The following is a 21,115-nucleotide window of genomic DNA, read 5'->3' as shown; positions in this document are numbered from 1 at the left end:
CTGCCCTTTTTCTCACAACAGTACGGGCTTCGCCCGTACCTCCTTCAACAACCCCAACATCTCAATCCGTCTGGCCGCATGCTTCACCTCGGGCAGCCAGACAGATCGAAGGCATTCAACCGGACAGTGCTCCTCGACCCGATTGCAGACCGTGTCACATACGAGTCCAGCGTCGATCGGATCGCTGCCACCGCGCGGAACTGCCGCAATGACGGCGGGCTGTCCGCGGCCGAATGGCGTCCGTACATCCCCGGCCCGGCTTGTCAGAAGACCTGCCGTGACCACGTCCGGCGCGGGAAGTGGTGGCAGATTTCCGCGAAGCGTCGTTCGCCTCCGCCTGGAGGCGGAACCACCACCATCTCAATGACCGGCCAGTGCTCGCCGCCGAGACCGGCAAGCCCACCGCCTGATCTCCACCGGCTCCCGCGGCCGATTGATCTCGAACGTGGACTGCCGCGGTTGGTGGAGCCGAAAATTCCACTCAGCGGTGAACGGCTGGTGGCTACTTTCGTCGTGAAGTCGGTCATCATCCCGTGGGGGACTGACGGGTTCGCCCGCGTGCGTGCCATCCAGCTCTGCCGGTGTTCGCTGCGGAGCACCGGCCGGCCAGAGGTGGGCTGTTTCTCCGCGGGCCCGTGGAGTTCGCCGGGGAAGGGACTGGGAGATGGCCGCTTGGTGGGGGCGGGTCCGTTCGCGGCCGGCCGGGATCGTGGTGACGGGCGCGGTGCTGGCGTCGGTCATGCCGGTTCCAGCCACCGGGGCGGATCCGCTGGACGAGGCGGGAGACGTCGACGCCCGCGCGGAGACCATCAGCACCGGCAGGTCATGCTCGCGCCGCAACGCCCGGCACACGTCCAGACCGTCGACCCCAGGCATCATCACGTCCAGCACCAGCAGGTCGGGCCGCTCCCGCCGTACCTCGTCGATCGCCGAGCGCCCGTCGGCGACGGCCCGCACGACGTGCTCCTCCCGGCACAGGTACGGCGCATCAGCTCGGCCTGTTTCGGATCGTCCTCGGCCACCAGGACGTACGCACACATGGGGGATTCCTCCGGACCGGCTCGCGTCATCACGCCAGAAGACCGGGACCGGACGCGGCGCTGCCGGACATCCGGCTGCGGGCCGCGGTCTCCGCGCTCTTGTCATACTCCGCGCATTCTCCTATGACGTCCGCTGCTCCGCCGGCGGTCGTGGCGTAGTCGGTGGGGGTCCGGCCGCATAGCGGTTGTGGGAGGCGCGGGCGAAGTGGCCGCTGTCGGGGAGCTGCCAGTGAGCGGTGATGTCCGTGATCGTCATGCGCGGGTGCGGTGCCGCAAGCGGGCGGCGCGCCTCGTCGAGGCGGCGATTTCGGATGTAGGCGCTCAGGGGCTGCCCTTCGTGCGCGAAGGCCCGTTGCAGAGTGCGCGCGGCAGGACGGCCGAGGACGCCTCCGCCCTGGGTGATCGTCGGCTGACGCAGTCGGCGATCATCCAGGGCGAGAGGTGTTTCACGTGCCGGCCATTCTGAAGTGCGTGGCCGGGCGGTCACGGTCGGCGGCCCGCGGCCCTGAGATCAGGCTGACGGCCAGTGGATTTACCAGCGTTTGTAGAACGCACTCTTTCCGAACTTGTCCACCGACTGGTAGAAGCTCCAGGCCGCTCCCTTGCACGCTCTCTCGCTGAACCAGTTCTTCGGCTTGCAGATGTACTTGTACATGTCGTTCTTGAACCGCTTGTCTATGCGGTGCCGGCGGGATTCTGAGGTGTTGCGACGCTGCTTGCGATAGTTGCGGTAGCCGAAGTCGTGCCGCTGGCACGGCCAGCTGAATTGCTTCTTGTAGTGCTTCACGGCGATGCCACCGAGCACCTTGGGCACCGAGCACCCGTCGTCCTTCCAGACCAGGTCCTTGCGCCGGCAGGAGTTAGAACCCCAGTTCTTGTAGTCCTTGAAGGCCCAGAGACTGACGCTGAACAGCCAGTAGTCGGTGGCCGATGCCCGGGAACCCGATCGTGAGTACAGCGGCGTCACGGTCTCGGCCGTGGTCGGCGCTTCCGCGTCGTCCAGCAGTGTGGCCTCGCAGCCCAGACACTGCGCCAGCAGTTGCGCCGGGCTGATGGCCTCCTCGCCGGCGACGATCTGGGCGGGCACGCTCGTCATCGCGGCGTCGCTCATGTCATGGACGATGAGCTCGCCGCTGCTGGTGATGTACTCGATCTCGCCGTCGTCCGTGACCTCGTCGAGTTCGAGGCTCACGGAGCCGTCGGGCCGCACCGTGGCGATGCCGTTGAGGTCCTCCACCGGTGAGAGCACCGTTCGGGTCACGCCGCCCGCGCCGTCCACGCTCCAGACGACGTCCTCGCCGTCGTAGTGGGACAGCATGGTCGCGGTGCTCTGCCAGGTGCCGGTGGCATTGCTCTCCACCACAGCCCGGCGATGTTGTCCTTGCGGATCCAGCGTCCAGGTCTGGCGCAGCCCGCCGGCCGTTTGCTGCTGCAGCTCGTCGTTGGCGAAGTAGGCGCTCGCCAGCCCGTCGGGAGTGGCGGTGAGCCGGCCGAGGGCGTCGTAGGCGTAGCCGGGGTCGACGATCCGGCCGGCGCTGTCGTAGGCGTGCGTGACAGGCGTGGCGGTGGTGGTGGGACATGCCGTGCCGGAGCTCGAGGTCGCCGACGCCTCGCTCTTGCGGCTGCCGTTGGCGTTGTAGGTGTAGGTGTGCAGGACGCAGTCCGTGCTGCCGTCCTGTTTTTCGGCGAGGCTTTCGACCAGGCGGCCGGCTGGGTCGAACTTCTGCCGCACCCGTGAGAGGCCGGTGCGTTCGGTGACCTCTTCGTGTACGGAGGTCGAGCCGGTGCTGGTGAAGAAGGGTTCAGCGGCGCCTTGCATGGTGTAGGCGCGCGAGTACGGTTCCTCATCGGGGCCGAGGGTTTGCCGCATGGTCACGCCGCCGGGCAGTGTTTGCTGGATGACGTTGCCGCCGCCGTCGTAGACCTGGGTGAAGACGCCGGCCGCGGAGTCGGTCATCTTGGTGGCCAGGCCGCGCGGTTCGATGCTGGTGTCGTATTCGTAGGTGGTGGTGGACGGGGCCGAGCTCACGGTGCGCAGCACCCGCTCGAGCGCGTCGTACTCGGTCGTCGTCGTGGCTGCGTCGGCGTCGGTGAATGTCACCTTGCGGCCGAGCGCGTCGTAGTCGTAGGAGACCTTGCTGCCGTCGTCGGAGGTGATCGTGGCCGGTTTGCCGGTGACCGGGTCGTAGGTGGTGGTGGATGCCTGCACCGGGACGCCGGGGCCGCCGGTGACGACGCTGCGGATGGCGCGGCCGGCCTGGTCGTAGGAGATCGAGGTGACGCGCGTGGCGCCGTTGGCGGTCTCGGTGATCTTCGCTGGCTGGCCGTGGCGGTCGTATTCGGTGCTGACCGTCAGGTCCTCGTCCGGGTTGCCGTTGGTATCGGTGATCTTGTCCTTGGGGCTGACGCTGCAGGTCAGGTCGGCCCATTCGGGCCGTCCCGCACAGGCGCCGGTGCCGCTCGCGGTCCAGTGCCGCACCACGGTCGTGCCGGCGTCGTCCCCGTCGGACAGGGGTGTGGCGGCCTGGACCGCCCGCCCGGCCGCGTTGTAGGTGGTGGTCCGCGTCAGGTTCAGCCCGCCCGGGTCTTCGGTCTGGCCTACGGGCATGCCCTTGGACCAGTCGTAGGAGCTGCTCTGGCTGCGGCGATCGGTTTCCGGGTACCCCGGCACCTGCATGCCGGTCGTCGTCTTGGTGATCACGTTGCTGATCGCGGCCGAGCCGTCGGTTGGGCGTCCGGTGTCGTATTCCTGGTGGATGTGCTGACGTCCGGGGATCTCGGTGCCGTCAGGAACGGCCGGGAGGGTTGCGGTGGCCTTCAGTCCGGTGGTGACCGTCGTCAGCCGCAAGGGTGCGTAGGAGTCGATCTCCCGGCGCCCGTCGTCGCTGTAGAGGTGGGTCGAGGACAGCAGCTGGGCGCGCTCGGCCGTGCTCAGCTCGGCGAGGTCGAGGGACTCGAGCCGGGCCTGCGCGTCCGGTCCTTTGCCGAGGGCCAGTTCTCGGTTGGCGGCGGTGAGTTCTCTGACGGAGTTGCCGAAGCTGTCGTATTCGACGGTCTCGGCATGGCCGCCTGGCTGGACGACGTTCACCCAGCGTCCGGAGGCGTCGGTGTAGACGACCGTGGCGCGTTTGTAGTCGTTGGCGGTCAGCTCGATGCCGGTGTGCCCGCGCGGGATCGCGTCCGGGGGGAACAGCGCGGTGGCGTCGGTGGGCGCGTCGGCCTGCGCCCAGGCGGCCACGTCGGTGCGGCCCATGGCGTACGGTGCCGCGGCGCCGGTCAGCGGAACCTCGTAGACGAGGCTGTAGGTGGCGGTGCCGTCGGTCTGCGTCTTGGACCCCGGTCGCAGGGCCGGTTGTTCGGCCGAGAGCAGCATGCCCTCTCCCGCCACTGCCGAGCCGCCGGCCTTGGCGTAGGCGAAGGTCCAGGGCAGTGAGCCGGGCAGGCTCAGTTTCTGCAGGCGGCCTGCGTCGTCGTAGTCGTATTGGGTCCTGAGCGCCGGGGAGATCCGCGGATCCCAGACCTGGCGCAGGCGGCCGTTCGGATCGTAGGCGTAGGACGCGAGCGTGGTCGCGGTGGCCGAGCCGGCGCCCGGGTCGGTCGCCCACAGCCGGATGCCGTCGACCTGGCCGGCGAAGGTGCCGAACTGGGCTGCGGTGGCGGTGGTGGAGGTGGCGTAGAGGTATTCCAGTACCCGGCAGCCCTTTGTGGCGGGTGCGGCTTTGCAGGTGTCGTTGCTGACGGCCGAGGTGCGGGCGATCAGGTACTTCGGCCTGGCCAGCGTCTTGCCGCTCACGGTGACCGCCTCCGACACCAGCAGGACGCTGGGGCTGTCGTCGGCGGCGCGTGCGGTGCCGGCGAGTTGCCAGCTCGTGGTGGAGCCGCCCATCGCGGCGAAAGTGCTGGTGACACCGGAGGTGTCGGTGAGGAGGAAGCCGCCGTCCGCGGTCTTGGTGAGGGCGAGTTTCTCGGCCCCGGGCTCCGGTTTCCAGCCGCCGTTCGCGGTGGCGGTGAAACCGGTCTGGCCGCCTTCGTTGTCTTTCAGTACCACCAGGCCGGGGGAGATCGCCTGGATGGAGGTCCAGGTCGTTGCGGTGCTCTCCAGATCGCTGCCGAAGCTCCACTGAGGGCCGAAAATCGCTGCCTGGCCCGGGTTCGCGGTGCCGAGCTGGGGTCGGCGGGAGGAGGCGAAGCGGGTGACGGACATGCCGAACATGGTGGCGTCGGCGGCGTTGAGGGTGAAGTCGCCGGTCAGGACGTTGACGTTGCCCAGGCTGATCGGCAGGCGGGGGGCGGCGCCGGCGACGCGGTCGAGGACGATGGTGTTGTGCGGGGAGGCCGTCGACGTCGTGCCTTCGATGAAGACCGCGCGGACGTCGAGGGGGCCATCGTCGCGGATGCTGTCGGCGATGTTCCACACCAGTTCGGGGGTGGCGCCCTTGGTGACGGGCACCGGCCACGCGGAGGGGGTGGAACCGTCGGCCTTGGAGCGGACGTCGGTCAGGGGGACATCGTGCCAGGTGTCGGTCTCGCCCTGCCGATACTGGTAGCGGACGCCGGTGTCGGTGCTGCTGCCCTGAGCGAGCAGGGCGGTGCGTCGTGCCGGGCGCTCGCCATGGGCGGGTGCGAGCAGGGCCGCGCCCTTGCCTGCGTAGAAGGTGTAGGCGGTGGTGTCGGAGGCGTTGCCCGCGCTGTCACGGGTGCGGGCGCTGATCGTGTGCGCGCCGGCCGGGAAGCTCAGTTTCGCGGTGACCGCGGCTCCGGTCGTGGCGAGATCGATCCAGTCTCCGCTGTCGATCTTGTACTGGACGTTCGCCACGTCGGTCGTGGGCGGGGCGAAGGTGAACGATCCCGAGAACCCGCCTGAGCCGTCCGGCGTTCCTGACCATTGCTCGGCGGGGAAGTCGTCGGAGGTGATGGTGGCCGGCCCGGGGCTTGTCGTGTCGACGGTGAAGGTCTGCCAGGGGGACCATTCGCTGCTGGGGTCCGTGCCATCGTGGGCCGTCGCCCGCCATTTGTAGGCGCCTGGCGCCAGGGCGGCGCTGGGGCCCAGCCGGTCGTGGCGCCGGAGGCCACGAACGGTGACGTCCCGCTCGTCAGGGCCGTGGTGCCAGTGGGGGTCCAGATCTCGAAGGTCAGCTTCACCGTGTTGCCGTCGGGGTCGACGGCCTTGCCCGCCAGCGTCGGCGTGGTGTCGTTGGTCGCGGCCTGCGGCAGCGGGGAGACCTGGCTCACCTTGCCGGGCCTGGTGTTGTACTGCACCGTCAGGGACGGTTCGGTGGCGGGGTCGTGCGCGCCCGCGACGTGGTTCGCCGATCGATACCGTCTCCAGCTGTAGGTGTCGGTGTCGCTGACACCTGCCAGTCTGAGCCCGTAGTTGGGCTGGCCGTTCGCCCACGCCTGCCCGATCGCGTCGATGTCCCAGGTGTTGTGGCCGGCAGGGCAGGAGGAGTTGTAGCCCTTGGCGTCGGTGATGGCGACGGCGCCGGTCGTCGTCGTGCTGGGCTGATTCGACCAGGCGACTGCCGACGGGTCCCAGTCGGAGGTGATCCGGCGTACCTCGACGCCCTTGACGCCGGTGCCGGAGGTCGCGCAGGTGGAGGAATAGTACGAGTACAGGCGCAGCTTGGCGTCCAGGACGTGCTTGCCCGCGTATTTCGCGACGTCGAACTTCAGGTAGGAGCGCGCCTTGGCCGAGCCGTCGTAGGTGCCGGCTTTGAGCTCGCTCGAGCCGCGTTGCGAGGTCGGGTAGTCGTTGTACTGGATCCAGGTGTCGGTGACCGGTCCCATCAGGGTGTCGGTCGGGTCGATCGTCACCGGGTAGGCGGTGTCAGGCCGGGCGAGGAACTCGGGGCTGGGCTTGAGGACGAGCACCTGCTCCGAACCGTCCCGGCTCTTGTCGATCTCGACCGAGACCTGCGCCTGATGGGCCGGCCCGCCCGACAGGCGGTCGAGCGAGGAGTCCCACATCACCGGTACCGGAGCGGTGGCCTTCGTCCTGCCCTTGCCGTCCTGCCAAGCCAGCCGCCCGTCCGAGGTCTCCTTGACGCGGAAGCCGCCGGAGGTGATCGGCAGGCGCACCTCCACCGCGCCCTGCGGCCGCCGGCGCAGGACCACATGGTGGGACAGGCCCTCCTTGAGCGCCGTCAGGACCAGGTCGCCGCCCGCGGCGACGCCGGGGTAGGTCGCGGTCGGGCCGTCCAGCCGTGGCCGGGGCAACGCGCCTTCCCATGACAGGCCCAGCATCTGCCGGCCCCGCTGGACCTGGGCGAGGGGTTTGCCGGTGCCGCCGGCGGAGAACGCGATGTCGGCTGCGGCCAGTTTGGGCCGCACCATGCCGCCGACTTCCTGGAGGGTGGTGTCGATGCGCTGCCAGGTGCCATCGCGGTCGCGTGCGCGGATGGGCCCGGTGAACGTTTCCACCGTGGTGCTGCCGTCCGGTTCGGCCCATGTCGTGGTCGAGTCCGTCCGCTCGCCCGTGATCTCGATGCGCCTCCGTTGCACTCTGGCCATCAGCCGTGCCGACGCTTGGTCGGGCGCCTGCCCAGGACCGTTGAATCGGGTGGTGGCGGCCGGTGCGGCCGTCGGGGCGGGCCGGGAGGCCGGTGCGGACGTGGCGGAGGCGACCCCCAGGTCGGCCGACAGGAGGAGCACGGCCAGGGCGGCGCCGGTCCAGGCCGACAGGTGTGAGCCGAACGGCGGCCGATAGCCGGATAATTGTCGGTCTTCGTCTACATCCAAGCTGCGGAATCCGGGACGACTGTGTGGGGGCACGATGCGATCCTTTTCACCAGGGAGAGGGGGAGATTGCGGGGCCCGCGAGAGACGATCGACACGCGTCGCAACACGGCCCATGCCTGCCCGGCGGGGAGGCCGATCACTGTCCCGACGGTAGGCTTGGGTCTTTGTGGGTGAATCTGTCAGTTGACTGGTGTGCGCTGCACAAGTCGACGGACGCGCGGGCGGAGCGCCGGCCTCGACGGGCGCTTCGCGTGAGGGCCGATCCCCTCCGAGACGGCCGCGGCCGCCAGGGTCTGGCGCGCCGCAACTCGGGCACCATGAGCAGGTCCAGCAGTTCCGGGGTGTCGTCGGTGGTCTTGGTCTCCAGCCGCTGCACGGTGGCCAACGGCCGGGAGTGGGATGCTTCTTCAGTTGGGCCGAATGAGGGGTCAGGCCGTAGCGGGCCGGCTCGTCCAGCCGTTGCTGCGGCACCGTGGCGTCCTCCAGTTCCGGCCGGCCCGGTTCGCCGGCGCTCCAGATTCGAGACCGTCTTGTCCGGCGGTACCTCCAGCCGCAGGTCCAGCATCGCCCGCGCTGCTGCGCGCTGAGCAGCGCGGCCAGGGCGTCCTGCGGCTCCCGGGCGGCGTGTTCCCGCTCGCGCTCCACCAGCCTGGACAGCGTGCTGATCCCGGGCAGCAGCACATCGTTCTCGCGCAGCCGGTGCACCGCGTCCTGGAACAACGCGGTCGAGCCACCGCCGATGTTTCACGCGTGGGTCCGCACCTTGCCCGCCGGCTCGGCCTCGGCCGAGGCGAAGTCTTGCGCCCGAATGCCGTGGCAAGGCCCCAGGTGTGCTCCAGCCCCGTAGTGTCCCGCTCCGTGTGGCCCCTGTGAAGGCGGACGAAATCTGGCTCGAGCACGTTCGGCCGAGTGCATGAGAGGCCGTTCGCTGGCCTCCCGGAAACCCATTACCGCAGCATCCCGTTCCCAATCTCTTCAGCGTCGAAGCGATCGGTCAGCGAGAGGTGGCCGACGGCTCCCGCTCTTGCGAGACAAGCCGTTTCCTACCAGGTAGGGTTCAGGTATGGCGCAGAAGTTCTCCATGAGCCTGCCTGATGAGGTGTACGAGCTCGTCAAGGAGATGGCCGAAAAGGAAGGCACAACCCTCTCCGGCTATCTCGCCAGCCTGGCAAGGGAGCGCGCCGATGCCGACCGGGCCTCCCGCGAGCGGCTCGCCCGCCTCACCGCTCAAGACCGCGCGGCCGATCCCGAAGGCTACGACCGCCGCAAGGCGGAGATGCGCGAGCGCATGCACGCCGCCCAACGGGCCGCGGCGGAGAAGAAGGCCGGCATCGCGTGATCGCCGGCTACGTCGCCGATCTCACCGCCATCGTGCGACTCCTGGCCGACAACGAGGAAGGCGCCGACGCCCGGACCGCCCTGGAGGTCCTGACCGAGGACGGGCACACCCTGCTCCTGCCGGTCACCGCCTTCGCCCAGGCGGCCATCGTCGCCGACCCGGATCCCGCGCAACTCATGTGGCTGTTCGGCTTCCGCTCCTGCGTCGTCGAAGACCTCGCCCGGCAGGAGATCTTCCGCGTCGTCCGTCAAGCCCGGCACGCGGCACGCCCTCTCGAGGTGCCCCTGCACCATGCCCACACCGCCCACCTCGCACTGGACCGCGGCTGGCCCGTTCTCACGGGAGACGCGGCAGGCTGGGCGGGATACGGACATCTGGAGTTCTTCCAGGTGTAGGCCCGGGAGCCGGGTCCGTGCCAGCAGCCGCCGCGCAGCAAGCCGCGCTCTACCGCGCGGCGGCCACGATCCCCGGGGTGGTGACCGCGAAACAGGCGCAGGACGCTGCGGGGCGCACGGGCATCGCGGCGGCGATGGTCTCGCCCATGGGAGTCAGGGAGGAGTACATCTTCGACCGGAACACCTACGACTATCTCGGCCGCCGGGGAGCGGTCGTGGACGCGAAACTGGCTAATGCCCCAGTGGGGAGTGTCGTGTCGTCGAGCGCGCAGCTGAAGGTGAGCGTCGCCGACAGCGCGCCGATCGTGGAGTAGGCGGCGCAACGGCGCTCGGGCAGACGGCATGGCAGGAACCGCCATCCCGGCTAGCCCCGTTTTCCGCAGGTGAGTGATCTTCAGCGGAGGTCTCGTGGATCGATGTCGAGGAGGTCCAGGAGGTCGAGTTGGAGGTCGGTGGGTTGCGGGATGGTCGGGGGTGACTGGCCGGTGCCCGGGATCAGCCGGATGCCGGCCAGCGCGTCCAGGATGAGTCTGCCGGTGGGGACGGCGGGCCGTCCGGCGTACAGGCCGTTGACCTTGGTTTCGCCGCGGTCGGCGAGGGCTTGGCGGGCCTGGCGCTCGATCAGGCAGAAGATGAGCAGGGCCAGGCAGATGACGGTGATCAGGGCGTGGATGCGGCGGTTGTTCTTCAGGTACAGGCTGGTGACGGCCAGCGGCCCCTTGAAGGCCTGGTAGCGGCGTTCGACGGCTTCTTGGCCTTTGTAGTGGCGTAGCACCTGTCCGGCGTCGGCGGCCCCGGGGGGCAGGTTCGTGAGCAGGGCGTACCAGCCGTCGGCGGCGGCTTCGGCGTCGATCGCGTTCTGGTCGAACTGCCAGGTCAGGGTGGGTTTGCCGGTGGCCGGGTCGGTGCCGGTCCGGGCGGTCAGGTAGGTGCTGACCCGGCGGTCGCGGCCGATCGCGGCGAGGCGGTCGGCGACGGCCTGCTCGGTGGGGTAGTGGCGGGTGCCCAGGCCGCGTTCCAGCCGGGCCAGATCGTCGCGGGCGCGATCGAGTTTCTTGGCCCGGGCGCAGGCGGCGGCCTGGGCGCGGGCGGAGGAGTGCACGAAGATGCGCCGCAGGGTCAGGATCGGGTCCTTCTTGCGCGGCCCGGCCAGCGTCATGGTGTCGTCCTCGCGCACATGCCAGGCACCACGCCGGTCGGCGCTCTTGCGCTCGTCCCGGGCGGCGACGTAGTCCACCCGGGCCGCGTCGTCGATCTTCTGGCCGGCCAGCGCCGCGGCGCCGACGTACTGCTTGGAGGCCGGCGCGATGAAGGCGACCCCGGCGGCGCTCATCGCCGCCAGATTGGCATACGAGATCAGCTTGGAATCGCCGATCATGAGCATGCGTTGCGGGCCGGCCAGCTTCTGCAGGCCCTGCATGGCGCCGATGACCTGCCCGACCTCACCGGCCGCGCCGTCGTAGGCGCGGTGCAAGACCGGGATCGCACCATCGGCGGCCACCGCGATCCCGGCCTGGATCTGCTTCAGGTCCGGCCGCCGGTCCTTGGGGTGACCGAAGCGCGGTGTCGCGAAAGCGGGCTCGGCCTGCTCGTAGTCGCCATGCAGCGAGATCGAGGTCATGTCCCAGTGCAGGCGCGCCACGTCCAGGCCGAACGCCTCGATCGCGGCCAGCCCGACCGACCCGGCCAGCTGCTCCAGATGCGGGGCGATGGCATCCAGCGCGCGGCCGATCCGGTCATCGTTGAGCAACTCCGGATCCACCCCGAACGCCTCACCCACCGCCCAGGCGCGCGCCCAGTCCCGCACATGCACCAAAGGGGCGGGCGAGGTCAGCCGGTTGGCCACCAGCACCTCGATCACCTGCCCATGAGTCAACTCGGCGACATCGCGCACCGGACAGGCCGCATCCACCAACTCCCGGACCCGCAACCGCGAGCAAAACCCGGCCACCACCGGTAATGCCCCGAGCATCTTCTCGACACTGGCCTGACCCCACTGCGCACGCTGTCTCACCAGCCAGGTCATACCGCGACAACGATCACCACGGCAAACCCGGCGATCTTCACTTACCGCAACATGCGGAAAACGGGGCTAGCGCATCATGGGGTTCCGGTAGCAATCGCGGAGAATTCAACGAACCCATCTCTGACCTGTGATAATGATGCAAGAGTGTGCGATGGCCTGAGCGGTAACCAATAACCCTTGAGTTGCTTGAGGCTCTATGAACCTCCTTAGCTCCTGGACCTGGGCTTATCTGCTGGTGCTCCGGCTTCTTCTGGTGTTGATGAGATTTCGGGGATTCTGAAGGTCTATCGTCCTGGTCGTTCGTCTTGCTGTGATGGTGAAGGCGAGGTGGCCGGAGTTGACGCTGGCTGTGGTGAAGGATCTTCGGGTGGCGCGTGCCCCGGCCACTGCCGAGGACCTGGAGGCGCTGGAGACGGACGTGCTGGCCGGGTTCGTGCTGGCGCGGGCGGCGGCGGGGCTGTCGGATGGGACGATCTCTTCCGACGTGGTGCACCTGGAGCAGGTGCGGGCTTGGTTCGGCCGGCCGTTGTGGGAGATGGAACCGGCTGACGCCGACGCGTACTTCGGCAAGGTGCTGCGTGCCACCGCGAAGGGCACCAGGCTGGCCCGGGCGCAGGCGATCAAGACGTTCTTCCTGTTCCTGGAGCTGCGGCACAAGGTCGAGATCCACCAGATGACCGGCCGCGTGGTCGAGTGCCCGATCGATGAGATGAACCGGCCGCGCGGTGGCCCGCAGGGCAAGTTGCGCATCCCGCCCACCATCGAGCAGGTGGACCGGTTGTTCGCCGGGTGGCGGCAGGAGCTGACGACCTGCCGGAAGTTCGCCCCGACCGCCCGCAACTACACCGCCTGCCGGCTGATGTCGGAGGTCGGGCTGCGCGTCAACGAGGCGTGCAAGCTGGACCTGGCCGACATCAAGTGGGGTCTGGGCCGTTTCGGCAAACTGCACGTCCGCCATGGCAAGGGCGCGCGCAGGTCCGGACCGCGTGAGCGGATGGTGCCGCTGATCAACAACGCCGCGGCGACGCTGCGCTGGTTCGTCGAGGACGTGTGGGGCCAGTTCGGCGACGACCACACCCGGCCCGGCGTGGCGCTGCTGCTGTCGGAGCGCAAGAACACCGACGGCTCGGTCGCCCGCATCGGCGACGAGACACTCCGGGCCGCGCTCGCGAGGGCCGCCGCCGCTCACCTGCCGGAATGGGCCGACGTCCTGACCCCGCACGTGCTGCGGCACTTCTGCGCCTCCCAGCTCTACCAGCAGGGCATGGACCTGATCGCCATCCAGCAGTTGCTCGGCCATGCCTGGATCGCCACCACGATGAAATATGTGCACGTCACCGGCACCCACATAGAAGACGCTTGGACCGCAGGTCAGCGGCGTGCCGCCGCCCGCCTGACGGGACTCGGGAAGGGACGGACGCCATGACCGCACATCCCGCCGGACCGGTCGGCGACTACTGGGCCCGACACGAGCTGGCGTGCGCACTCACGCTCGGCGCCACCGGACTGCCCTGCGTCCAGGCAGGAGTCGAACTGCTCATCGACACCGACCTGTGGCTGCACCGGCCCGACTTCGTCGCCGAGTACATCACCGTCGACGCCGGCGTCGCCACGGCGCTGGCCTTTGTCGACTGGGATGGGGCGATCACGGCCTTGCAGGAGGGCCGCCTGCCCTGCAGCGGCGGCGAACGCGCCGTTCTGCGCATCGCCGCGAGCATGAGCGGCGGCATCCCGGTCGACCTGCGTGACGTGCTCACCAGCCTGGACGGCGTCAACCTCGCCCTGACCGCGACCGCGATAGGAGCCGCCGCCGGACATCCGGCCGGATCGGCCGCGCCCTGGAAGGAGGCCGAGAACACATGAGATGGAACCTGCGGCTGGCCGCCGCCAACCGCGGCATCTGGAAAGCCTCTGAGCTGCAGCGGATGTTCGCCGAACACGGCCTGAAGATCAGCGCCGGGAAGATGTCCGGTCTGTGGTCGGGCGAGCCCGCCAGCATCAAACTCGATGACCTCAACGTCATCTGCGCCGTCCTCGGCTGCGGGGTCGATGAACTACTCATCCCTCAGCCGGAGAAGGTTAAGCGAGTCAATGAGCAGCAGGATCTCCCGGTCGCAGCCTCGGCGAGCTCGGCCGTGACACCCCGGCGCAAGGACGGACGAACCCTGCCACCCACCTGATCCGTTGAGCTACATCTCACCGAAGAAGCCGGCCGCGACCTGCGTCGGCTGCTTCGCTTGGGGAGTGCTGCCCGGCCGCTACTGTCGAGCCTGCTACACCTACGGCCAGCTCCACGACAAGGGCGAGTGCGCCTTCTGCGGCCGGTTCGTTCCGGTCAAGCGCGGCTACTGCCGGCTCTGCTGGCTCCAAGCCAGTCTGAACGCCAAAGGACACGTCACCGTCCTCGAACCGTTCCTGCGGGCGCTCACTCACCAGCAGCTGTTCTTCGCCGGGATGCACCGCATCCGCCAGCGCGGTGGTCCGCTACTGGGCAGGGCCGGCGGCCGCAAGGGCCGCAAACCTGCAGTTGCACCCGAGCAGCCACCGTTACCTTCACGCTGGACTCAACTTCAGCTACCGATCGCGACCCGCCGCGACTACTTGCGCTTCAACCGCCGCGAGCACGCTGACCTCGCCAACCCGGTTCTGCTCAAGGCCCGAAGGATCGCCGGCGACCTCGGCGAGCGCCGGGGCTGGACGCGATGGGTTGCCAACGACGTCGACCGGGCCCTCGTCATCCTGCTGTCCTCCCATGCCGGACACGACAGGATCAGATATTCGGAGCTCTTCCCCGTGCTCCGCCGCTACGGGCTCAGCGTTGAACGGACCGTCGAAGTCCTCGGCGAACTCGACCTGGTCGAGGACGACCGGATCCCCACGTTTGAATCATGGCTGGCGCGCAACCTCGCCGCTCTCGCCCCTGGAATCCGAGCCGATGTTGAGCACTGGCTTCGAACCTTGCGAGATGGCGGACCTCGATCTCGGTCCCGCAGCGCCGCCACCGTTTGGGCATACCTGCAAGCTGTCCGGCCTAGCCTGCTGACCTGGTCAGACCGCTATGACCACCTCAGGGAGGTCACCCGCGACGACATCCTCGCCGTCATCGACGACCTTCACGGCGCCCAACGCCACCACACCCTCAGCGTCATCCGCTCCCTGTTTCGCCACTGCAAGAAGAACCGCATGATCTTCCGCGACCCAGCAGCCCGCCTGCGAGTCGGAGAACAACCCCGCAAACTGATCATGCCCCTGGCAGACGCAGACATCGATGGGGCCGTGAGCGCCGTCTCCAAGCCTCTGGACCGGCTCATCCTCGCCCTGGCTGCCATCCACGCAGCCCGGCCCAAAGCCATCCGGGAACTCCAGCTCGACGACGTCGATCTGGGCAATCGACGCCTGACGGTCGCTGGCCGTTCACGACCGTTGGACGACCTGACCCACCAGGTGCTTCTGGCCTGGCTCACCCACCGACGCGCACGCTGGCCGAACACAGCCAACCCCCACCTGCTCATCAATCAGCAGACGGCTATGGAAACCGGCCCCATAGGCAAGGTCCATCTGACCGAACCCTTCCGAGGCCAGGCCGCCACTCTCGAGCGGCTACGCGTCCAACGACAGCTCGACGAAGCACTTGCCGTTGGCCCCGATCCTCTCCACCTGGCGGCCGTCTTCGGTCTTGATCCCAAGACCGCCATCCGCTACGCCGAGAACGCCCGCGCACTGCTCGTCGCCCAGGCCGAGGAACAAGACCCCGCCAGTCGAGACGAACCCAAGGGTCCACAGACCACATAGAGCATGAGAATCCATAAGTTCATCCTGAGAACCCTTCGGTTTGCCTGAACTCTAGGAAATCTTGGCCCTCCGCTCGGGTCCGTGCGATGAGCCCCAAAGTAGAGCGTTGCCGCCGGCCACAGCGGGTAACGGCTGCGGTGTCCGACCGCGAGTTTCGGTCCGGGCCTTCGGGGATGAGTCCGGGCGCTCGCCACACCGCGATAAGACGGGAGGGACGTTTTCGCAGGTCGCGACTGTTGCTCGCTAACAGCCTTTATGCCAAGCCGTCCGGGAGCTCTCGGTTACTCACAGCTACTTTGCGGCTGGTGGCACGGACCCGAGTGGAGCAGTGCTCGGCATCGCCGTCCAGACCCTGCTGTGGATGTCGGTCGCCCCGGCACACCTGGACCGGGTCGCCACCACCGGCTCCACCAACCTGATGGCCAACGCGCTGTGCACCGATCCGGCCGCCTTGCACCGCTATCTCACCCAGGGGCTCGGCTTGGCCGAGGCCATCCACACGATCGAGACTGCTTCCGTGCTGCGCACCGTCAAGGCGATCGGCCCGATGACCATCGGCGGCGGTCGCTAGCCGGCAACCAGGTCCACCGTCGCCGGAGCCCTGGACGGAAGGAGATCCTGCGGGCGAGCCTCCTAGCGGAGACCGCACCAGTCGTTGCGATTCGTTCAGTACGGCGCACAACGTCAGTCGCGCAGACGGGCAAGCGTCTGGGGAGACAGGGGTCGCGCGCGAGTGCCTCCAGGATGAAGGTCGAGCCGTCGGCCCTGGCCTCGGTCGGCACCGCGATGGCCACCCACCCCGAGGCCGACGTGGTGGCAGCTATCACCGGCCCCACCAATCTCATGGCCGGGGTGACCTGCCGCGACACCCGTGACCTCTACAGCTACATCACCGAGCGGGTAGCACCTCTCCACGGCGTGCGCGAACTGGAGACCGCACCCTGATCCGCACGGTCAAGCGGGCGGGCACCTTCCTACCCTGAAACTCAGCCCGTACCCCGGCCAATGCCTCACCGACACAATCATCGCGCCAGGCTGGCCAGGAGCTTGAGCCGCTCTTCGGAGGTGCTGTCCGGTTCCGCGGTGTAGATGGTGAGGTCGTACACTGTCCGGTTGGAGATGGGCAGGTCGAGGGACTGGTAGGTCAGCTCCAGGTCGCCGACCTGCGGGTGCCACAGCCGCTTGCCGCCAGCGTGGCGGATGCGCACGTCGTGGGCGGCCCACTGGCCGCGAAAAGCGATGCTGAGCGTGGACAGCTCGCCGACGAGGTCGCGTAGCGCCCGGTCGTGGGGCTCGCGTCCGGCCTCGGCGCGCAGCAGCGCGGCGCTGACGGCGGTGGCCGCGTCCCAGTCGACGAAAAACCGCTGGGAGCCCGGGTCGAGGAAGATGTAGCGGGCGAGGTTGGCGCAGCCGTGCCGTGTGGTGGCGGGGCTGTCGAAGACCGGCGCGAGCAGGGCCCGAGCCAGCGCATTGTGGGCGACGAGGTCCTGGCGGCCGTTGCGTACGAACGCCGCCGACATCGTCATGGAGTCCAGCAGCCACTGGACGCGCGGCGGGACCTGGACGTCCTTGCGGCGCGAAGGTGCGCGGTGGGCGGGCCGGGCGGCGTGGGCCAGGGTGAACAGGTAGGTGCGTTCGTCCTGGTCCAGGCGAAGGGCCTGGGCGACCGCGTCGAGTACCTCTTCCGATACGCCGCTGATGTGGCCCTTCTCCAGCCGGGTGTACCACTCGGTGCTCACCCCGGCCAGCACCGCGACCTCCTCGCGGCGCAGCCCGGGGACCCGGCGCCGACCGCCGGTGGGCAGCCCGACCTGCTCCGGAGTGAGCTTCGCGCGCCGGATGGCGAGGAAATCCCGGATCTGGTCGCGGTTGTCGGGCCGGTCGTCCATGCTCCCACGGTAACTGCAGGGTTCGCACAGGCGCCGACGGTAAGGGGGTTGAGCTTATCCCCCTATAAATGCGCTCTGTCTCGCGCCCGGCCAGGCGGGTTTTCTGGGATCAGCGAATCGAACGCGACCTGCGACACGGAGATGGCCCCTGTCCGACCAGCTTTTGTAGTGCTGATCGGGCCGCCCATCACCGTCGATGCCCTCCTGTGATGCACCACCAGGACCTCCAGCACCCGGGAGTATGACCATGACCGGCAAGACCGTACTGATCACCGGCGCGACCAGCGGCATCGGCGCCCACACCGCACGATTACTCCTCGACCGCGGCCACCGCGTGGCCGTCACCGGCCGCGACGAGACCAGACTCAAGTTCTTCCTCGACGAGACCGGCCATCCCGACCGGCTGCTCGGCATCATCGCCGCCGCCGGCCACCCGCGCACCATCGCCGACGGCGACCCGGAGCTGTGGGCGCCGATGGTCCTCACCAACGTCCTCGGCCCCGCCTGCTGGCCAACGCCGCCCTGCCCCACCTCGAGGCCACCGGCGGGCGGCTGATCCTCATCGGCAGCGTCGCCGGCCTGAAGAACAGCCCCGCCAACCTCTACTCCGCCACCAAGTGGGCCGTCACCGGCATGGCTGAGAACCTGCGCATGTACGCCACCAGCCGCCAGCCGGCTGGCGTCGACCTCAACACCCTGACCATCCGGCCGGTCGGCCAGCCCGTCTGAGGCAGATCTGACACCTAGTGGCATCGCAGCCGGTCGTGAGCCGTGGTGTTCCTATCGGAAGCGAGACGGCCACCCCGGCAGGTGGCCAGAGATCTCCTCCTGGTCAAGTCTGCGGATAGTCCGGCTCCACTTCCACCGCATGAATCTCACTTGCAAAGGAGAAGTCCATGAAACGCATCGCCAAACGCGCGGGCCTGGCCACTCTGGCATCCGTCGCGGTGACGGCCTCACTTGCCGTCGCCCTCCCGACGGCGGCGTACGCGATCAATGAGGTCGCGTGCGGCGACCGGACCGACCTCGTGCGCGCCACGATCCACGCAACCGGCAGCTCGTCGGTCGACTACTGCTACGCCAACGCCGGAGAGGACATGTACGCCCTGAACATCTGGTGGGTCACCCGGATCTCGACCGGCAACAACCGCGTCCAGTGGTACGGGGACGGAAGGTGGCAGCCGGCTCAGCCGATCCCGAAGTGGACCGTGTTCACCTGGCCGAACCATCCCGGTGGGGTCCGCATCCAGGGAATCAGGATCGTCTGAACCGCCGGCGATATCGGGGCGGCGGTCCTGCGCGATCGCCGCTCCGGCCGGCAAGGTCCCGGGGCACAGCCCCGGGAAAGTCGGGCCCTCACAGTGAGGTCGCGAGTTCGCGTCACCGCCACTGACATCAACTGGCTCTGGCTGCCCCACCCCCCACAGTGCCACTCCCTGCTCAGCACCACCATCACCGACGTGACCCTCCTGGCCAGCATGACCTCGATGGCCGCCACCCCCATTCCCGCCGCGGCGACGGCCGCGCGCCCAGCCCAGCACGTGCCCATGGCGGCGGCGCAGCGCGCGGAAGGGCCGCTACTGGCCGACGCGGTCAAGTGACTAACTACTCAATGTAGTGATCTTTGTGGAGGCGACTCTCTACCGGCGTGGTGACCGTTCGGTTCCCCGGCACGTCACCGCGCACGTGCTCGCTGGTCTGCCCGCCGCGCAGGCCGAGAGCACAGCGCAACGCCTGCGCCTGCTCCTCCGGCAGCAGGTCCAGGCTGTCCAGTACGGGGGTGAGCAGCTGATGCAGCCCACTGAAGGCTAGCCTGATCTCCGAGTCGACGCCCGTGGCTGTCAGCACGGGTCATCTCAGGACCGCCCCGCTCCCCGCCTCCCGCAGCAGCGTGCTCTTGCCCGCGCCGGCCTCGCCGCGGATCACCAGGGCGGGACCGCCTCCCCGGCGGATCCGGTCGAGCAGCCGCTGAATGCGCCGCAGCTCCTCATCTCGTCCATAGATTATGTGGTGCGCGTTGATGGGGACATCCATTCTTCTTCGCCGGCAATACCCGCGTTGCGAGCACGGGGATCATACGCGGTGGCGCTCTCACGCCACTCACCTCGCCCTCGCGCTCGATCGGCCGTGGCGCCATCGTGTCCGCGTCAGGTCATGGTCGTGTCGCCAGCGCGCCGGAGGTGACCGCCGTCGAGAAACGGTGACATTCAGCGGGCAGCGCGGGCACATTCGCCACCAATCGTGGTTTGTCATCAACAGGCCCGGTCGCTGCTGCTGCTGGGCAACTGGACGGCGCCCGATGCCCTGACGCGGTCGTCGGCTCTGTCTTGGCCGTTGAGGGGGCAGGCGGCGGTCCAGTTCACGGGGCAGGCGGACGGCCTCAAGGCGCACGGCAAGCAGCGGCCCATGCCGATCGCGAGTGTCACTGAGGTGATGACCGCCCTGATGATCCTTCGCGACCATCCGCTCCGGCAGAGCAATCAGGGGCCGTCCATCCGTGTCGACCGGCAGGCGGCCACCGAGTCAGGCAACTGGGACGAGTCCACGGTGCCGCTCAGGCAGGGGCGGCGCCTCACCGAGCGACAGCTTCTCGAACTGAGGCTGATCCCCTCGGGCAACAACGTCGCACGCCTGCTGACGCGCTGGGACGCCGGCTCGGAGGAGGCGTTCGTCCGCAAGATGAACGCGACCGCCGCCGAGCTGGGCATGCGGAACGCCACCTACACCGGGACCAGCGGGTACGAGCCCACCATGGTCAGCACAGCGGTGGACCCGCTCAGCTGGCCCGCCACGCCATCTGGCCCGCCACGCCATGAAGAACCCCGTACTGCGGGACATCGTCGCCACCGCCAGAACCACCGTCCCGGGCATCCCAGGTGTGATCCTCAACAGCAACACCCTGCTCGCGCTGCCCGGGGTGGTCGGTCTCCAGACCGGCAGCAGCACGCCGGCGGGCGGAGCGCTACTCTGGGCCGCCTGTCCCGTTTCCGGAACCGTGACCGGCTGATTCTCGGGGTGGCCCTGCGCCAGGGCGACCCCGGCGACACACTGCAGGAGGAGAAGCAGGCCGCGTTCGCCGCCGGCCGGAAGCTGATCACAGCCGCCCAGCGATACCTGCACCCACGGCGAACGCCAGCCTCATGAACGCCGTGCCTCGCTGTCCAGCGGTCAGGCCCCGCCCCCACCGGTCGTCCTCGGTCCCCGTCGCCGTCACCGCCGTCCGCGCTCAGTCCGGCCGGGACGACGACGGCCGGTCCGGAACATCAGGCCGGTCACTACCGGCGCTCGCGCAGTCCGGAGGGCTGACGTTCTGCCCGGCGCCAACGACGGTGACCCGGGCAGGACTCTCCTCCGCCATGGCGGCGACCGTGCACACGATCTGTCCGACGGCCAGCACGGGCAGATCGCCGGCCGGGACGGACACATTCACCATCAGGCCGCCCGCCGCCTTGGTGGACACCGAGAACGGGGCGGCTTCAGGCGGGATGGCGGTGGTGAATCCGCGCGCCCGCTCACTCTCGGTGGGCCCGACTGCCAGCAGCACAAGCGCGTCCGCCTGGGACAGGCGGAAACCGGGCCGCTTCACCGTGCTGAGCCGGCCGTCCCGCACCAGGTAGAGGGCGATCGACGTCCGCCGTGCGACGCCACCGCTCGGCGGGACGCCGACGGAGATGGGATCGCTAGGGCGCACGCCGCAGCCGGCCACCGCTACGAGCGCTGCGAAGCCAGCGGCGAGCAGACGGGCGGGCCGGGTGCTCATGCGGGGTCTCCGTCCGGGTCGGGTGTGTGGTGGGGCAGGCGTAGGGTGAACACCGCGCCGCCGTCCGGGGCGTTGGTGACGGTAAGGTCGCCCCGATGCAGGCGCGCGTTCTCCCGGGCGATGGCCAGGCCCAGGC

At 68.9% G+C, this 21,115-nt stretch carries 25 protein-coding genes; 15 read left to right on the top strand and 10 right to left on the bottom strand.

What is annotated here, in order from left to right:
- Positions 1-360 precede the first annotated feature (360 nt).
- Positions 361-1,146: a response regulator gene (locus KIS93_RS68255; protein WP_335673877.1), complete on the bottom strand. Its 786-nt coding sequence runs from the start codon at positions 1,144-1,146 to the stop codon at positions 361-363.
- Between the two features lie 15 nt (positions 1,147-1,161).
- Positions 1,162-1,353: a helix-turn-helix transcriptional regulator gene (locus KIS93_RS68735; protein ID WP_420895851.1), complete on the bottom strand. Its 192-nt coding sequence runs from the start codon at positions 1,351-1,353 to the stop codon at positions 1,162-1,164.
- On the opposite strand from KIS93_RS68735, the gene KIS93_RS64505 reads away from it, so the two are divergent.
- On the top strand, positions 1,270-1,506 hold the full coding sequence (locus KIS93_RS64505) for a hypothetical protein (RefSeq protein WP_246005165.1): 237 nt from the start codon (positions 1,270-1,272) through the stop codon (positions 1,504-1,506). The two genes, KIS93_RS68735 and KIS93_RS64505, sit on opposite strands and share 84 nt — an antisense overlap.
- A gap of 66 nt (positions 1,507-1,572) precedes the next feature.
- Here the strand turns inward: KIS93_RS64505 and KIS93_RS03675 are convergent, their stop codons facing one another.
- Both KIS93_RS03675 and KIS93_RS03670 read right to left on the bottom strand, forming a co-directional pair.
- Positions 1,573-5,856 (bottom strand): phospholipase A2, encoded by a 4,284-nt coding sequence (locus KIS93_RS03675; RefSeq protein WP_186403579.1) that lies wholly within the window; start codon positions 5,854-5,856, stop codon positions 1,573-1,575.
- Positions 5,775-7,778: a DNRLRE domain-containing protein gene (locus tag KIS93_RS03670; RefSeq protein ID WP_186403578.1), complete on the bottom strand. Its 2,004-nt coding sequence runs from the start codon at positions 7,776-7,778 to the stop codon at positions 5,775-5,777. The genes KIS93_RS03675 and KIS93_RS03670 overlap by 82 nt, the downstream gene beginning before the upstream one ends.
- A 1,063-nt stretch (positions 7,779-8,841) precedes the next feature.
- On the opposite strand from KIS93_RS03670, the gene KIS93_RS03665 reads away from it, so the two are divergent.
- From KIS93_RS03665 to KIS93_RS03655, 3 genes are read left to right on the top strand one after another with little or no spacing between them, the layout of a single operon-like run.
- On the top strand, positions 8,842-9,117 hold the full coding sequence (locus KIS93_RS03665) for a hypothetical protein (RefSeq protein WP_186403577.1): 276 nt from the start codon (positions 8,842-8,844) through the stop codon (positions 9,115-9,117).
- Complete coding sequence (locus KIS93_RS03660; RefSeq protein WP_186403576.1) at positions 9,114-9,512, top strand: hypothetical protein; 399 nt, start codon at positions 9,114-9,116, stop codon at positions 9,510-9,512. Before KIS93_RS03665 ends, KIS93_RS03660 begins: the two co-directional genes overlap by 4 nt.
- A 17-nt stretch (positions 9,513-9,529) precedes the next feature.
- The gene (locus tag KIS93_RS03655) at positions 9,530-9,826 is read left to right on the top strand and encodes a hypothetical protein (protein ID WP_186403575.1); all 297 of its coding nucleotides are present in this window, start codon (positions 9,530-9,532) and stop codon (positions 9,824-9,826) included.
- Between the two features lie 80 nt (positions 9,827-9,906).
- Here the strand turns inward: KIS93_RS03655 and KIS93_RS64500 are convergent, their stop codons facing one another.
- Positions 9,907-11,538 (bottom strand): IS1634 family transposase, encoded by a 1,632-nt coding sequence (locus tag KIS93_RS64500; protein WP_420895844.1) that lies wholly within the window; start codon positions 11,536-11,538, stop codon positions 9,907-9,909.
- A 367-nt stretch (positions 11,539-11,905) separates the two neighbouring features.
- On the opposite strand from KIS93_RS64500, the gene KIS93_RS03645 reads away from it, so the two are divergent.
- The 6 genes from KIS93_RS03645 to KIS93_RS03620 all read left to right on the top strand — a co-directional run bounded on the left by KIS93_RS03645 (position 11,906) and on the right by KIS93_RS03620 (position 16,275).
- Complete coding sequence (locus KIS93_RS03645) at positions 11,906-12,964, top strand: tyrosine-type recombinase/integrase (RefSeq protein WP_222107218.1); 1,059 nt, start codon at positions 11,906-11,908, stop codon at positions 12,962-12,964.
- Positions 12,961-13,401, top strand: a complete 441-nt coding sequence (locus KIS93_RS03640; protein ID WP_080038709.1) for a hypothetical protein — start codon at positions 12,961-12,963, stop codon at positions 13,399-13,401. Before KIS93_RS03645 ends, KIS93_RS03640 begins: the two co-directional genes overlap by 4 nt.
- Positions 13,398-13,718 (top strand): helix-turn-helix domain-containing protein, encoded by a 321-nt coding sequence (locus tag KIS93_RS03635; protein ID WP_080038708.1) that lies wholly within the window; start codon positions 13,398-13,400, stop codon positions 13,716-13,718. Before KIS93_RS03640 ends, KIS93_RS03635 begins: the two co-directional genes overlap by 4 nt.
- A 4-nt stretch (positions 13,719-13,722) precedes the next feature.
- Positions 13,723-15,330, top strand: coding sequence for a tyrosine-type recombinase/integrase (locus KIS93_RS03630; protein ID WP_155127225.1), 1,608 nt, complete (start codon positions 13,723-13,725; stop codon positions 15,328-15,330).
- Between the two features lie 328 nt (positions 15,331-15,658).
- Entirely contained in the window at positions 15,659-15,901 is a 243-nt protein-coding gene (locus KIS93_RS03625; RefSeq protein ID WP_186403574.1) for a hypothetical protein, read from the top strand.
- 173 nt (positions 15,902-16,074) lie between these two features.
- The gene (locus KIS93_RS03620) at positions 16,075-16,275 is read left to right on the top strand and encodes an Lrp/AsnC ligand binding domain-containing protein (RefSeq protein ID WP_186403573.1); all 201 of its coding nucleotides are present in this window, start codon (positions 16,075-16,077) and stop codon (positions 16,273-16,275) included.
- A 77-nt stretch (positions 16,276-16,352) separates the two neighbouring features.
- Here the strand turns inward: KIS93_RS03620 and KIS93_RS03615 are convergent, their stop codons facing one another.
- Complete coding sequence (locus tag KIS93_RS03615; protein ID WP_186403572.1) at positions 16,353-17,219, bottom strand: helix-turn-helix transcriptional regulator; 867 nt, start codon at positions 17,217-17,219, stop codon at positions 16,353-16,355.
- Positions 17,220-17,466: 247 nt separating this feature from the next.
- Here KIS93_RS03615 and KIS93_RS64495 point away from each other — a divergent pair, with 247 nt between their 5' ends.
- The 4 genes from KIS93_RS64495 (at position 17,467) to KIS93_RS03600 (ending at position 18,820) form a co-directional block, all read left to right on the top strand.
- Positions 17,467-17,775, top strand: coding sequence for an SDR family NAD(P)-dependent oxidoreductase (locus KIS93_RS64495; RefSeq protein ID WP_246005164.1), 309 nt, complete (start codon positions 17,467-17,469; stop codon positions 17,773-17,775).
- A complete protein-coding gene (locus tag KIS93_RS64490) occupies positions 17,685-17,948 on the top strand; it encodes an SDR family NAD(P)-dependent oxidoreductase (protein ID WP_246005163.1) in 264 nt (87 codons plus the stop codon). The genes KIS93_RS64495 and KIS93_RS64490 overlap by 91 nt, the downstream gene beginning before the upstream one ends.
- Before the next feature lie 167 nt (positions 17,949-18,115).
- Positions 18,116-18,487 (top strand): beta/gamma crystallin domain-containing protein, encoded by a 372-nt coding sequence (locus KIS93_RS03605; protein ID WP_186403571.1) that lies wholly within the window; start codon positions 18,116-18,118, stop codon positions 18,485-18,487.
- Positions 18,488-18,679: 192 nt separating this feature from the next.
- The gene (locus KIS93_RS03600; protein WP_186403570.1) at positions 18,680-18,820 is read left to right on the top strand and encodes a hypothetical protein; all 141 of its coding nucleotides are present in this window, start codon (positions 18,680-18,682) and stop codon (positions 18,818-18,820) included.
- Between the two features lie 4 nt (positions 18,821-18,824).
- Here KIS93_RS03600 and KIS93_RS03595 read toward each other — a convergent pair whose 3' ends face one another.
- Positions 18,825-19,067 (bottom strand): hypothetical protein, encoded by a 243-nt coding sequence (locus tag KIS93_RS03595; RefSeq protein WP_186403569.1) that lies wholly within the window; start codon positions 19,065-19,067, stop codon positions 18,825-18,827.
- Between the two features lie 3 nt (positions 19,068-19,070).
- Entirely contained in the window at positions 19,071-19,253 is a 183-nt protein-coding gene (locus KIS93_RS03590) for an ATP-binding protein (protein ID WP_186403568.1), read from the bottom strand.
- A 207-nt stretch (positions 19,254-19,460) separates the two neighbouring features.
- On the opposite strand from KIS93_RS03590, the gene KIS93_RS03585 reads away from it, so the two are divergent.
- A complete protein-coding gene (locus KIS93_RS03585; protein WP_281261940.1) occupies positions 19,461-20,363 on the top strand; it encodes a D-alanyl-D-alanine carboxypeptidase family protein in 903 nt (300 codons plus the stop codon).
- Between the two features lie 82 nt (positions 20,364-20,445).
- Here KIS93_RS03585 and KIS93_RS03580 read toward each other — a convergent pair whose 3' ends face one another.
- Positions 20,446-20,979, bottom strand: a complete 534-nt coding sequence (locus KIS93_RS03580; RefSeq protein WP_186403567.1) for a GerMN domain-containing protein — start codon at positions 20,977-20,979, stop codon at positions 20,446-20,448.
- Positions 20,976-21,101 carry a hypothetical protein gene (locus KIS93_RS03575; RefSeq protein WP_478212894.1) on the bottom strand — a complete coding sequence of 42 codons (126 nt, stop codon included), beginning with the start codon at positions 21,099-21,101 and terminating at the stop codon, positions 20,976-20,978. Before KIS93_RS03575 ends, KIS93_RS03580 begins: the two co-directional genes overlap by 4 nt.
- Between the last annotated feature and the right edge of the window lie 14 nt (positions 21,102-21,115).

This window comes from [Actinomadura] parvosata subsp. kistnae, from assembly GCF_900323885.1.
In the GTDB taxonomy this organism is placed as follows: domain Bacteria; phylum Actinomycetota; class Actinomycetes; order Streptosporangiales; family Streptosporangiaceae; genus Nonomuraea; species Nonomuraea composti.
Note: the sequence above shows the minus strand (reverse complement) of the source record. Positions and strands in the feature narration are given on the sequence as shown.

What these genes read in the sequence shown, in the direction of transcription:
- KIS93_RS68255 (WP_335673877.1), bottom strand. Translation starts at nt 1,146, where the DNA reads ATGACAAGAGCGCGGAGACCGCGGCCCGCAGCCGGATGTCCGGCAGCG.
- KIS93_RS03665 (WP_186403577.1), top strand. Translation starts at nt 8,842, where the DNA reads ATGGCGCAGAAGTTCTCCATGAGCCTGCCTGATGAGGTGTACGAGCTC.
- KIS93_RS64500 (WP_420895844.1), bottom strand. Translation starts at nt 11,538, where the DNA reads ATGACCTGGCTGGTGAGACAGCGTGCGCAGTGGGGTCAGGCCAGTGTC.
- KIS93_RS03640 (WP_080038709.1), top strand. Translation starts at nt 12,961, where the DNA reads ATGACCGCACATCCCGCCGGACCGGTCGGCGACTACTGGGCCCGACAC.
- KIS93_RS03635 (WP_080038708.1), top strand. Translation starts at nt 13,398, where the DNA reads ATGAGATGGAACCTGCGGCTGGCCGCCGCCAACCGCGGCATCTGGAAA.
- KIS93_RS03620 (WP_186403573.1), top strand. Translation starts at nt 16,075, where the DNA reads ATGAAGGTCGAGCCGTCGGCCCTGGCCTCGGTCGGCACCGCGATGGCC.
- KIS93_RS03615 (WP_186403572.1), bottom strand. Translation starts at nt 17,219, where the DNA reads ATGGACGACCGGCCCGACAACCGCGACCAGATCCGGGATTTCCTCGCC.
- KIS93_RS64495 (WP_246005164.1), top strand. Translation starts at nt 17,467, where the DNA reads ATGACCGGCAAGACCGTACTGATCACCGGCGCGACCAGCGGCATCGGC.
- KIS93_RS03605 (WP_186403571.1), top strand. Translation starts at nt 18,116, where the DNA reads ATGAAACGCATCGCCAAACGCGCGGGCCTGGCCACTCTGGCATCCGTC.
- KIS93_RS03590 (WP_186403568.1), bottom strand. Translation starts at nt 19,253, where the DNA reads ATGGATGTCCCCATCAACGCGCACCACATAATCTATGGACGAGATGAG.
- KIS93_RS03580 (WP_186403567.1), bottom strand. Translation starts at nt 20,979, where the DNA reads ATGAGCACCCGGCCCGCCCGTCTGCTCGCCGCTGGCTTCGCAGCGCTC.